The following is an 11,839-nucleotide window of genomic DNA, read 5'->3' as shown; positions in this document are numbered from 1 at the left end:
TCAGCGGGCCGGGCGGGTTTCGCTGTCGTCCGGGCCCTTGTCGCCGGACGATGCGCTTGTCTGATCGGCGATGTCCTCGGCCGTGTCGGTGTGCTCGGTGCCGACCGGCTCGGCGTCTGCCGGCGTGTAGGCCGGCTCGATGTAGGTCGGCTCGGTGTAGTTCGGCGTGTAGGCCGCATCGGCGGTGGCGGGCGCCACATCGGAGGGCTGCTCGGGATCGGTGTCGACGACCGCTGCCGGGATGTCGGTCTCCTGATCGTCGCCGACCTGGACGGCTTCGACGCCGGCGGCGTCCTCGGGGTTCAGCTGCCACAGCTGATCGTCGTCGGCCACCGACGCGTCCTCGACGTCGGCGTCCTGGTCTCCGGTGGTCACCGCGTCCGGATCCGAGTACTCGAACTCCTCCTCGTCGGCGGTCGTCGTGCGGAGGACCGCCTGCTTCACGACGGTGACCTCGACCCCTGGGGCCAACTCGACGACCATCTGCTGGTCACCGGTGACCCTGACCGTCCCGAACATGCCGGTGTTGAGCATGACCCGGGTGCCCGGCTGGATCTCGTTCAGCAGCTTCTTCTGCTGATCCGCCTTTCTCTTCTGGGGAAGCACCATCAGCACGTACATCAGGCCGATGAAGACGACCATGATGATCAGCAGTTCCATATGCAGCACCTAACTGGAGCAGAACCGTTCGGTTCGGAGATTTTCTCGGCCACGCCGCACGGACGACGCACCGCACCGATACTACCGAGTCCTCACGCCATCCCGGCATTCGAGCCCGGGAGCCACAGCCGACCCACAGGCTCGGAGCCGTCAGGCGAACAGGTCGGGCTGCGCGCCACCCGACCGATCGGGCGGAACCAACCCGATGTGGCGCCATCCTGCCGGGGTGGCGATCCGGCCGCGCGGGGTACGCATGATGAAACCCAGGCGCACCAGGAACGGTTCGGCGACCTCCTCGATGGTCTCGGTCTCCTCCCCGACGCTGATGGCCAGGGTCGACACCCCGACCGGTCCCCCGCCGAACTTGCGGCAGATGGCCTCGAGCACGGCCCGGTCGAGCCGGTCGAGCCCGAGCGGATCGACCTCGTACAGTTCCAGAGCGCCCCGGGACAACTCCAGCGTCACGGCTCCGCCGTTGTGCACCTGCGCGTAGTCGCGGACGCGCCTCAGCAGCCTGTTGGCGATCCGGGGCGTCCCACGCGACCGGCGTGCGATCTCGGCGGCGGACGCGTCGTCCACCTCGATGCCGAGCCGGGCGGCCGACCGCACGACGATGCGTTCGAGGTCGGCGGCCTCGTAGAAGTCGAGCTGGGCGGTGAACCCGAACCTGTCGCGCAGCGGTCCCGGCAGCAGCCCGGCCCTGGTCGTGGCGCCGACCAGGGTGAACGGCGGGATCTCGATCGGGATGGCCGTCGCGCCCGGTCCCTTGCCGACGACGACGTCGACGCGGAAGTCCTCCATCGCCAGATAGAGCATCTCCTCCGCGGGCCGGCTCATCCGATGGATCTCGTCGAGGAACAGCACCTCGCCCTCGGTGAGCCCCGACAGGATGGCCGCGAGGTCGCCCGCGTGCTGGATCGCCGGCCCCGAGGTGATACGCAGGGGTGCGCCCATCTCGGTGGCGATGATCATGGCCAGCGTCGTCTTGCCCAGGCCCGGCGGCCCGGACAGCAGCACATGGTCGGGGGTGTGCCCCCGGTGCCTCGCGGCCTCGAGCACCAGCCCGAGTTGGTCCACGACGCGCGGCTGGCCCTCGAACTCGCTCAGGGTGCCGGGGCGAAGGGTCGCGTCGGCCGCCCGCTCGTCCGGCGTGGGCCAGGGGTCCACCGGAGAGGTCCTGGCGGCCTCGGTCTCATCCTCGCGTGGGGTCATCGGATCACCCGCTCACACCCGGGCCAGCGATTGCAGCGCCGCCTTCATCAGCGTCGCCAGGCTCACGTCCGGGTCGTCGTCCACCAGCGCGGCGACCCGGTCGCAGGCCTGCTCCGCGTCCCGCTGCGACCAGCCGAGGCCCTGAAGACCCGCACTCACCTGTGCCCGCCAGGGCTCGTCCGCCAGGCTGGCGACCCGGGGCCGATCATCCGGCTCGGTGACCAGGGACGCGACCCGGTCGCGCAACTCCACCACGATCTTCTCCGCACCCTTGCGGCCGATGCCGGGGACCTTGGTGAGAGCGGCGAGGTCCTCGGCCTGGATCGCCCGCGCCAACTGGTCGGGGGTGAGGACGCTCAGTGCCGCCAGTGCGATCCTGGGCCCGACGCCGCTGGCCACCTGCAGGAGTTCGAACACGTCGCGCTCGGAGGCGCTCGCGAACCCGTAGAGCGTCAGCGCCTCCTGGCGGACGATCAGGGACGTCGCCAGTGTCGCCGACTCGGACGGGCGCAGTCCCGCCGCGGTGACCGGGGTGCACTGCACGCGGAACCCGACCCCTCCGACGTCGAGGACGACCCAGTTCGGGCCGAGCGCGGCGGGCTTCCCGGTGAGCTGGGCGATCATCGTGGTCCTCGCGTCCTCGCGGTCACCTGCGGACCGCCTCGTGGGCCTTCACGGCCGCGGCGTATCTGTTGACCGAACCGCCCCGCCACAGGTGACACAGGGCGAGCGCGACGGCGTCCGCGGCGTCCGCGGGCTTCGGGGGCTCCGACAGGTGGAGCACACGCGCCACCATCGTCCCGACCTGCGCCTTGTCGGCGCGGCCGGAACCGGTGATCGCGGCCTTGACCTCCGACGGCGTGTGCAGGACGACGGGTATGCCGTGCCGGGCCGCGACGAGCATCGCGATTCCGGCCGCCTGGGCGGTGCCCGCCACGGTCATGAGGTTGTGCTGGGCGAACACACGCTCCACCGCGACAGCGTCCGGACGCAGGCGCGTGGTCCATTCCTCCAACCCACGCTCGATGGCCAGCAGGCGCAACGCGTGATCGAGGTCGCTCGGTGTGCGGACGACTCCGACGTCCACCAGTCGGGGCGGGGCCCCGGCCGCGCCGTCGATGACGCCGACGCCGCAGCGGGTCAACCCGGGATCGACACCCATCACCCGCACGAACCGCACCCCCTCATCGGACCCGTCGGGCCCATCAGGCTCACCGGCTGCTCGACACGCGTCCCCGGCCAGGGACGCGTCCGCCGACCCGAACACATGTTCGGATTCTAGAGGCCGACGGTGTCCCCGATTCCCAGGCGCGCCGAGGCGGCCGGGCTCGACGGCGCCGCGCGGCCCGGGGGCTCAGTCCTCCGCCTCCAGCGCGGCCTGCACCTCGTCGCTGTAGTCGGCGTTGGTGAAGACGTTCTGGACGTCGTCGAGATCCTCCAGCGCGTCCACGATCCGATCGAGCTTCTCCGCGTCCTCGACCCGATCGATGATCTGGTCGAAGCTGGCCACGAACTGCACGTCGGCCGCGTCGTAGTCGATGCCCGCGGCCTGAACCGCCTTGCGCACCTCGACCATGTCGTTGGGGTCGCTGGTCACCTCGAAGACATCACCGACCTCTTCGATGTCCTCCGCGTTGGCCTCCAGCGTGGCTTCCAGCAGGTCGTCCTCGGTGATCGTGCGCGTCGTGGTCTTGCGTCCCTCGCCGGGTGTCTCCTGCTGGACGCCGACGGTCACGACTCCCTTGCGCGCGAACAGCCGCTGCACCGAGCCGCCGTCGGCCATCGTCCCGCCGTTGCGGGTGACGGCCACACGCACATCGGAGATCGCACGGTTGCGGTTGTCGGTGAGGCATTCGATGAGGATCGCCACGCCGGCCGGCCCGTAGGCCTCGTACATGATCGACTCGTAGTTGACCGCTTCGGAGCCCTCACCGGAGCCGCGCTTGACGGCGCGATCGATGTTGTCGTTGGGCACCGAACTCTTCTTCGCCTTCTGGATGGCGTCGTAAAGAGTCGGGTTCCCAGCAGGATCGCCACCGCCGACGCGCGCCGCGACCTCGATGTTCTTGATCAGCTTGGCGAACAGCTTGCCGCGCTTGGCATCGATGGCCGCCTTCTTGTGCTTGGTGGTGGCCCACTTGGAATGCCCACTCATGCAACTCCCCTATCCTGCTCCGAACCGTGGACAGTGTAGTCGACGCGGGTCATCGACGTGAAACACCCCTGCCGGTTCATGTCGGGGAACACGGAATCCTTCGACACGCTCGGGAGCACGATCGAGACGGCCGCCGACCTCAGTCGGAGAACGACCTGCCGAACAGCACGACCCGATCGTCGAAGGTGTAACCGAGCGTCCCGAACAGACGCTCGGCGCGGGACGGATCGTCGGTGTCGACGCCCACCCCCGCCAGGGTGCAGCCCTGTTCCACGAAAGTACGCATGGACGCCACCAGCAGGGAACGCCCCAGCCCGGCCCTCCTGTTACGCGGGCAGACGCCGAAGCGCTCCGTCCAGCCCTCACGCCAGCCCGTCTCGGAGTCATGGATCTCGCTGTTCAGCGCATACCCGACGACCTCCGGCGTCTCGGCCGTCGTGTCGACCGCGATCCACGACCACCGGGGCCGGAAGTCGGGCCTGGCCAGTGAGGCCTCCCACTGTTCCTCGCCCACGTCGTGGGCACCGCGCCGCGTACTGAAGGCGTCGTTGTGCGCGCGCCGCACCTTTTCCGACCACTCAGGATCGAAGATCCGCAACTCGATGCCGGACGGCACCGGGGCCGACGGCAGCGGCGAGTCCATCAGGGATCGGTGCGCGTCGAAGTACCAGCGCTGCGGGGCCAGGGTGCCGTTCTCACGCAGATCGTCGGCGACCCGGGACGACTCGTCCACCGCGGCACCCGCCCACAACGGCCCGATGCCCGGATGGGCCTGGCGGATGTGCCGGTACCACACGCGGGCACGATCGATCGCCCACTCGACCAGGCGGAGCCCGATCTTGTGGTAACGCCAGGCGGGATGGACGCCGAACTCCATCCACACGTGGGGCAGCGGGCTGTTCGACGGGCTGATGTGGTTCCAGGCGTAGGCGACGATCGTCCCGCCCCCGTCGCGGCCCACCACCGCGTGCACATCGGCGTGGGCATGGGGCATGTCGTAGTCGCGCAACAGGTCGGCAAGATCTCTCGGCTGCGCCGGATCGTCGATGTAGGCGATCGCGGCGCACAGCTCGGCGATCTCGTAGAGGTCGTCGCGCTTCAGGAACGACCAGTCGAGGCTTCCCTCGACGATGGCCTCACTCCAGGACGGCTGCTCGCTCATGGCGGCTCACAGACTACCGAGCGGGCTATCGACCGGCGTCGGGCTGGAGGCTCCCAGCCTCGGCCAGGGCCTCCCCGAGCGTGAAGTTGCCCACGTAGAGAGCGGTGCCGATGATGGCGCCCTCCACCCCGATCGGCACGAGGCCGCGGAGCATGCGGATGTCCTCCAGGGACGAGATGCCACCGCTGGCGACCACCCGGGCCGTCGTCCGCGCGCACACGGCGCCCAGGAGCTCGAAGTTCGGGCCGGTCAACATGCCGTCGGAGGCCACGTCGGTGACGACGAACCGCTCGCAGCCGGCATCCGTCATGCGCTTGACCGTCTCGAAGACATCGCCACCCGACTCGGTCCAGCCCCGTGCCGCTAGCTTCTGGCCACGCACGTCGAGGCCGATGGCGATGCGATCACCGTACGAGGCGATGATGCGCTCACACCATTCCGGATTCTCGAGTGCGGCCGTGCCCACGTTCACGCGGCGGGCCCCGGTCGCCAGGGCTCGTTCGAGGGACGCGTCGTCCCGGATGCCACCCGACAGCTCGACATTGATGTGCATGGTGGAGACCACCTCGGCGATCGCCTCGGCGTTGCTCCCCCGCCCGAAGGCGGCATCCAGGTCGACGAGATGGAGCCACTCCGCACCCTCGTCCTGCCAACGGGTGGCCGCCTCCAGGGGCTCCCCGAACACCCGTTCGGTGCCAGCCTCGCCCTGCACCAGCTGAACTGCCTTGCCAGCCTGCACATCCACAGCGGGGAGCAGGAGCAGGTGGGCACCGCCGGCGGGCGCATCCTCATGGATTGTCGTTGCCACGTAATGACCCTAACCCATCAGCCAAGCCCGGAGCAGACAGGCCCCTGCGGCCCCCGACTTCTCCGGGTGGAACTGTGTGCTGGTCACCCCGTGCCACTGGACGGCTGCCACGAAACGGTCTCCCTCGTGCTCCGTCACGGCGACGTGGGCGTCGGAGGGCAGGCAGGCGACGCCCTGAGCGTCGTGTTCGTGTGCCGCGTACGAGTGGACGAAGTAGAACCGCTGGTCCGCGACGCCGTCGAAGACCCCGTCGTACCCGCCGGTGTCCACGAGGTTCCAGCCCATGTGCGGCAGGCGCGGCGAGGCGAGCCTTTCCACCGTGCCGGGAAAGGTCCCGATGCCCTCGGCGCTGACGCCGTGCTCGACCCCGTGTGCGAACAGCACCTGGTGGCCGACGCAGATCCCGAGGAGGTCGCGTTCCGATGCCACCCACTCGCGCACCAGGTCGTCGCCTCCCACGGCGACCAACTGCCGCATGCAGGCCTCGAACGCGCCCACCCCGGGGACGACGAGTGCGTCCAGGGGCCGCAGTTCGGCGGCTCGTGAGCTGAGCACGACACTGGCGCCCGCGGCCTCGAGTGCCCGGCAGGCCGAATGCAGGTTGCCCGAGCCGTAGTCGAGCACACCGACGCGCTTGGCGTTCACAACGCACCCTTCGTGCTCGGGATGCCGGTCACCCGCGGATCGGGCTCGATCGCCCGGCGCAACGCCCGGGCGAACGCCTTGAACTGGGCTTCGACGATGTGGTGGGGTTCCCGTCCCGCGAGCAGCGTCAGGTGGACGCACAGGCCCGCGTTCAGGGCCAGTGACTCGAAGACGTGCCGGGTCATCGATCCGGCGTACAGCGGCTGGGTGCCGCCGATCCGGGCGTACACCTGCGCCTCTGGCTCACCGGTGACCACGGCATACGGGCGCCCGGCCACGTCGACGACGCACTGGGCGAGCGCCTCGTCCAGCGGGACGATCGCGTCCCCGAACCTCGCGATGCCGCGCTTGTCGCCCAGCGCACTGGCCAGCCCCTGGCCGATCGCGATGGCCGTGTCCTCGATACTGTGGTGCCCGTCCACTTCCACGTCGCCGATGGTCGTGACCTCCAGGTCGACCAGCGAGTGCTTGCTCAGCGCGGTCAGCATGTGGTCGTAGAAGCCGATGCCCGTGCTGATCTCGGACGCACCCGTGCCGTCCAGATCGAGCCGAACGGTGACGTCCGACTCGCTCGTGACGCGGTGCACCTCGGCGACGCGGTTGGTGCTCATCAGGGAACCTCCTGTTTGAGTGACGGATGGGCGGAGGCGAGCCTCAGGCGGGGATCGGTTCGCCGAACGCGGCCACGGGGTGATCGGGCCGGATGGCGGTCAGGGCGTCGCGGAAGGCTGCCATCTCGGCGGGAGTCCCGGCCGACACACGCAGGAACCCGGCCGGCCCCACCTCGCGGATGAGGACGCCGCGGTCGAGCAACGCCTGCCACGCGGCGTGTCGGTCGAGGAACCGGCCGAACAGACAGAAGTTCGACTGGCTGGGCACGACCTCGAACCCGTGCGCCTTCAGCCACACCTGTACCTGCTGGCACTGGTCGCGCAGCTTGTCGACCTGGGCGAGCATCTCCCGCGAGTGGGCCAGGGCGACCCGCGCCATGGCCTGCGTCTGCGCCGACAGATGATAGGGCAGCCGGACGATGCGGCACGCGTCCACGATCGCGGGAGCCGCGGCCAGGTAGCCGACCCGCCCGCCGGCCAGAGCGAACGCCTTGCTCATCGTCCGCGAGACGACGAGCTTCCCGAACCGCGGCAGGAGCGCCAGCGCCGAGTCCTCCGGCACCTCGGCGAACTCCTGATAGGCCTCGTCCACCACCACCAGGCAGTCGACGCGCTCGCAGACCTCCGCGATGACGCTCACCGGGGTGCGGGTGCCGGTCGGGTTGTTCGGCGTGCAGATGAGCACGATGTCGGGCCGGTGCTCGGCGACCGCGCCGACGATGAGATCCGCGTCGAGGGTGAAGTCGTCGCGGCGCGGCACGGTCACGTAACCGGTGTGGGTGTTGCGGGCGTACTCGGGGTACATCGAGTACGTGGGGGTGAAAGCCAGGAGCAGGCGACCCGGGCCGCCGAATGCCTGCAGCAGGTGCGTCATGACCTCGTTGCTGCCGTTGGCCGCCCAGACGTTGTCGGCGCTCAGCCCGAAGCCCAGGTAGGACGCGAGGTCGCCGCGCAGCCCCAACGCCTCCCGATCGGGGTACCGGTTGACCGTGCGCGCGACCTCGAGCATCGCCTCGGCCATCTGCAGGCGAATCCTCGTACTCGGCGGGTAGGGGTTCTCGTTGACGTTCAGCGCCACCGGCACCTGGAGTTGCGGAGCACCGTACGGCTCCTCCCCCACGAGTTCGGGACGAAGCGGCAACTGGGCGAGCGTGATCCTGCGGCCGGGGTCGACAGCTGCCGGGCGCGTGTCCGCACCGGGACGATCGCCGGTCATCGGGCCTCCTCCGTCCTGATCGTGATAGCCCGGGCGTGGCCCGGGAGCCGTTCGGCATGAGCGAAGTCGACCACATGCGGGCCGATCTCGGCCAGCGCGGCCGCGTCGTAGTCGATCACGTGGATCGACCGTTTGAAGCTGCGCACCGTCAGCCCGGACGAGTACCGCGCCGCCCCACCGGTCGGGAGCACGTGGGTCGACCCGGCGCTGTAATCCCCCAGCGGCACCGGCGACCACGATCCGACGAAGATGGCGCCCGCGTTGTGCACGCGTTCGGCGACCGAGGCGGCGTCCCGCGTCTGGATCTCGAGGTGCTCGGCGGCGTAGGCGTCCACCACCGCCAGGCCCTGGTCGAGGTCGGCGACGAGCACGATCCCCGATTGATCCCCTGTCAACGCGACCTTCAGTCGCTCCGCGGTTGCCAGCAGGTCCACCTGTCGAGCGACCTCGATCCGCACGGCGTCCGCGAGTTCGCGGCTGGTCGTCACCAGCACCGATCCGGCCATCGGGTCGTGCTCGGCCTGGCTGATCAGGTCGGCGGCCACGTAGGCCGGGTCGGCGGAATCGTCCGCGAGGACCGCGATCTCGGTCGGGCCCGCCTCGGCGTCGATACCCACCACACCGCGCAGCAAGCGCTTGGCGGCGACGACGTAGATGTTCCCGGGGCCGGTCACCATGTCGACACGTCGGCACAGCTCGGGGACCCCGTGGGCGAACATCGCGATGGCCTGGGCACCCCCGACCGCGTACACCTCGTCCACGCCGAGCAGCGCGCACACCGCGAGCGTCACCGGGTGCGGCAGCCCGCCGAACTCGGCCTGCGGAGGCGTGGCCACCGCCAGGGAAGGAACGCCCGCGACCTGGGCGGGCACCACGTTCATGACCACGCTCGACGCCAACGGCGCCAGGCCACCCGGCACGTAGAGACCTACCCGGCCGACCGGCACCACCCGGTTGCCGACCACGGCGCCGGGGACGATCTCGATGCTGCGCCAGGCGTCCTCGCTCTCGATCGCCTCACACACGGCCCGCCGGCGGGCGATCGATATCTCGATCGCCTCACGCACAGCGGGATCGAGCCCGTCGAGTGCCGCGGCCAGCGCCTCGGCCGGGACGCGAAGCCGCTCGGGGACGACATGGTCGAACTGCTCGCTGAAGCGCCTCAGTGCCGCCTCACCCTCGGTGCGCACCGCGTCGCAGATGGGACGCACGGTCTCGACCGCATGCTCGACGTCGAACTTCCCCCGCGGGAGCACGGAGGAGTAATCGTCGAGACGCTGCGAGGACAGATCGATGAGACTGAGCACCCGTCAATTCTAGTGACCGCCCGCCGCGAGGCGCCACGCGACCATCGCAGCGGCCCGGCAACTCGACACGTCCGGCCGCCAGGTGATGGGATGACGCGTGTGACCACCCAGATCATAGGCCTCGGCACCATCGTCAACGTGATCGCCGTGCTGGCCGGATCGGGGCTCGGTATGCTCTTCGGCGACCGGTTGAGCGCCCGCATACGCACCACCGTGACCGATGCACTGGGGCTGTTGACCCTGGTCATCGCCGGCACGTCCATCGTCCCACTCGCCGGCGACGATCTCGGGGACGCGGTCGGCAGCGCGGCCACGATCGTCATCATGATCGGGCTCCTGCTCGGGACGATCGCCGGATCCGCGCTCAAGCTGGAGGACCGCATCGCGGGTCTCGGGGCGTTCCTCCGCCGCCGTCTGGTCCGCGGGCGCGACGAGATCGACGCCCACAAGGCCGAGGCCCGCTTCGTCGACGGATTCGTCACGGCATCCCTGATCTTCTGCGTCGGCCCGCTCACGTTCCTCGGAGCGATCAACGACGGGCTCGGACGCGGACCCGACCAACTCCTGGTCAAGTCGTGCCTCGACTTCTTCGCGGCCATGGCCTTCGCGGCGTCCCTGGGCGGGGGTGTGATGGCCTCGGTCATCACGGTCGCGGTGCTGCAGGGCGCGCTGACCGTCGTCGGCTGGGCGCTCGGGGACGTGCTGCCCCTGGCACAGATCGACGCCCTCACCGTGGCGGGAGGCGTCATCCTGGGCGGACTGGGGCTCCGACTGCTCGACATCAAGAACGTGCGCGTGGCCGACATGCTCCCCGGCCTGATCGTGACACCGGTGGCCGTCTGGCTCGCGAGTATGGTGCTGTGACATGGCACGTCACGCCTCGGCCGGCACGCCGGCCACCCTTGCCCTGACCCGCGCGCACGTCCGGTTCACCGCCCACGAGTACGAGCACGACCCGCTCGACCATCACTTCGGCGAGGAGACGGTGGAGCAACTCGGCACCGATCCCGAACGCACGTTCAAGACGCTGGTGGCCGAACTCACCGGCGGCGGCGATCCCCTGGTGTGCGCGGTCGTGCCGGTGAGCGGCCACCTCGACCTCAAGGCACTCGCGCACGCAGCCGGGGCGAAGAAGGCAGCCATGGCCGACCCCGCCGATGCGGAGCGGGTCACCGGTTACGTGGTGGGCGGTATCTCGCCCATCGGTCAGAAACGGCGCATGCCGGTGATCGTGGACGCGTCCGCCCGCTCGCATGCGACGATCCTCGTGTCCGGCGGCCGCCGCGGGCTGTCGATCGAGCTGGCCCCGGACGACCTGGTCGGGTTGCTGAAGGCTCGCTACGCCGAGATCGGCCGCGACTGAGCAGCGAGTCGACCGCGGTCCGACGGCCGGTGATCCCGCCGGGTTGCGTCACCGGCGGTCAGGGACGCTGCGTCTCCGCGGGTTCCCCGTCGCGTGCCGCGACCGCACGCCGGGAGTGGGACCACACCGGATCGTCCTCGCGGGTGAGGTTCGCGTAGAGCATCACCGGGACGATCGCCCCCAGTGCCCAGACGAAAACCGCCGAGGGGGTGTGGAGCTCGAAGTCGACGGGTATCGACTGCCCCGGGAGCGCGACGGCCACGCGCTGCGCGAAATCCTGCGGACCCTGGAGCACTCCCACACCCCAACAGATGAGGGCCGCCGCCAGGCCGCCGCCGACCGCGATCACTCCGACCGGCCATCCCAGCGACTTGAACGCCTGCCAGGCGATGAAACCCAGGGCGACCCCGGCCAGCAGGCCGATGATGATGAACAGGGCGTCGGTGGCGAAGATCTGGCTCTGTGCGCGCTCGGTGATCTTGACCGTCCCGTCCTCGCTGGCCGAGTACACCGGCAACGTGACGTACGCGTGCCATACCAGCCCGCCGAGAACCCCGACGAGGACGACGACCCCGGCGAAGATCAGGGCACGGCGCCACGTCGGCCCCGCGAAGGCGGCCGCCCATGCCTTGAGTGCGCGGGCGCGTCCGAGGACGCGCCCGGCCCTACCGCCTGCCATCACCATGGTTCGCCATCAACG

Annotated in this window: 14 protein-coding genes; 2 read left to right on the top strand and 12 right to left on the bottom strand. The window is 70.0% G+C overall.

The genetic code is table 11. The features are described 5' to 3' along the window. From yajC to hisD, 11 genes are all read right to left on the bottom strand, one after another. A complete protein-coding gene (gene yajC / locus FB473_RS05875; RefSeq protein ID WP_167165545.1) occupies positions 1-660 on the bottom strand; it encodes a preprotein translocase subunit YajC in 660 nt (219 codons plus the stop codon). A 150-nt stretch (positions 661-810) separates the two neighbouring features. Next, the gene (gene ruvB, locus FB473_RS05870) at positions 811-1,872 is read right to left on the bottom strand and encodes a Holliday junction branch migration DNA helicase RuvB (RefSeq protein WP_167165543.1); all 1,062 of its coding nucleotides are present in this window, start codon (positions 1,870-1,872) and stop codon (positions 811-813) included. 12 nt (positions 1,873-1,884) lie between these two features. Continuing rightward, positions 1,885-2,496: a Holliday junction branch migration protein RuvA gene (gene ruvA, locus FB473_RS05865; RefSeq protein ID WP_167165541.1), complete on the bottom strand. Its 612-nt coding sequence runs from the start codon at positions 2,494-2,496 to the stop codon at positions 1,885-1,887. Positions 2,497-2,518: 22 nt separating this feature from the next. Continuing rightward, complete coding sequence (ruvC, locus tag FB473_RS05860; RefSeq protein WP_167169159.1) at positions 2,519-3,034, bottom strand: crossover junction endodeoxyribonuclease RuvC; 516 nt, start codon at positions 3,032-3,034, stop codon at positions 2,519-2,521. A 192-nt stretch (positions 3,035-3,226) separates the two neighbouring features. Further along, complete coding sequence (locus FB473_RS05855; protein ID WP_167165540.1) at positions 3,227-4,027, bottom strand: YebC/PmpR family DNA-binding transcriptional regulator; 801 nt, start codon at positions 4,025-4,027, stop codon at positions 3,227-3,229. Positions 4,028-4,166: 139 nt separating this feature from the next. Further along, the gene (locus FB473_RS05850) at positions 4,167-5,189 is read right to left on the bottom strand and encodes a GNAT family N-acetyltransferase (protein WP_167165538.1); all 1,023 of its coding nucleotides are present in this window, start codon (positions 5,187-5,189) and stop codon (positions 4,167-4,169) included. Between the two features lie 25 nt (positions 5,190-5,214). Then, entirely contained in the window at positions 5,215-5,997 is a 783-nt protein-coding gene (gene priA / locus FB473_RS05845; protein WP_341770045.1) for a bifunctional 1-(5-phosphoribosyl)-5-((5-phosphoribosylamino)methylideneamino)imidazole-4-carboxamide isomerase/phosphoribosylanthranilate isomerase PriA, read from the bottom strand. A gap of 9 nt (positions 5,998-6,006) precedes the next feature. Then, the gene (hisH, locus tag FB473_RS05840; protein WP_167165536.1) at positions 6,007-6,642 is read right to left on the bottom strand and encodes an imidazole glycerol phosphate synthase subunit HisH; all 636 of its coding nucleotides are present in this window, start codon (positions 6,640-6,642) and stop codon (positions 6,007-6,009) included. Then, complete coding sequence (gene hisB / locus FB473_RS05835) at positions 6,639-7,253, bottom strand: imidazoleglycerol-phosphate dehydratase HisB (RefSeq protein ID WP_167165534.1); 615 nt, start codon at positions 7,251-7,253, stop codon at positions 6,639-6,641. Before hisB ends, hisH begins: the two co-directional genes overlap by 4 nt. Before the next feature lie 43 nt (positions 7,254-7,296). Then, positions 7,297-8,469, bottom strand: coding sequence for a histidinol-phosphate transaminase (locus tag FB473_RS05830; RefSeq protein ID WP_167165532.1), 1,173 nt, complete (start codon positions 8,467-8,469; stop codon positions 7,297-7,299). Then, on the bottom strand, positions 8,466-9,776 hold the full coding sequence (gene hisD, locus FB473_RS05825) for a histidinol dehydrogenase (RefSeq protein ID WP_167165530.1): 1,311 nt from the start codon (positions 9,774-9,776) through the stop codon (positions 8,466-8,468). Before hisD ends, FB473_RS05830 begins: the two co-directional genes overlap by 4 nt. A gap of 99 nt (positions 9,777-9,875) precedes the next feature. Between hisD and FB473_RS05820 the strand changes: the two genes are divergently transcribed. Beyond that, on the top strand, positions 9,876-10,640 hold the full coding sequence (locus FB473_RS05820; RefSeq protein WP_341770044.1) for a DUF554 domain-containing protein: 765 nt from the start codon (positions 9,876-9,878) through the stop codon (positions 10,638-10,640). A 1-nt stretch (position 10,641) separates the two neighbouring features. After that, a complete protein-coding gene (gene ybaK / locus FB473_RS05815) occupies positions 10,642-11,139 on the top strand; it encodes a Cys-tRNA(Pro) deacylase (RefSeq protein ID WP_167165528.1) in 498 nt (165 codons plus the stop codon). A gap of 58 nt (positions 11,140-11,197) precedes the next feature. Here the strand turns inward: ybaK and FB473_RS05810 are convergent, their stop codons facing one another. Beyond that, positions 11,198-11,818: a hypothetical protein gene (locus FB473_RS05810; protein ID WP_167165526.1), complete on the bottom strand. Its 621-nt coding sequence runs from the start codon at positions 11,816-11,818 to the stop codon at positions 11,198-11,200. Positions 11,819-11,839: the final 21 nt, after the last annotated feature.

The sequence above is a fragment of the Brooklawnia cerclae genome (assembly GCF_011758645.1).
Classification (GTDB): Bacteria; Actinomycetota; Actinomycetes; order Propionibacteriales; family Propionibacteriaceae; genus Brooklawnia; species Brooklawnia cerclae.
This window is presented reverse-complemented; position numbering and strand designations above follow the sequence as displayed.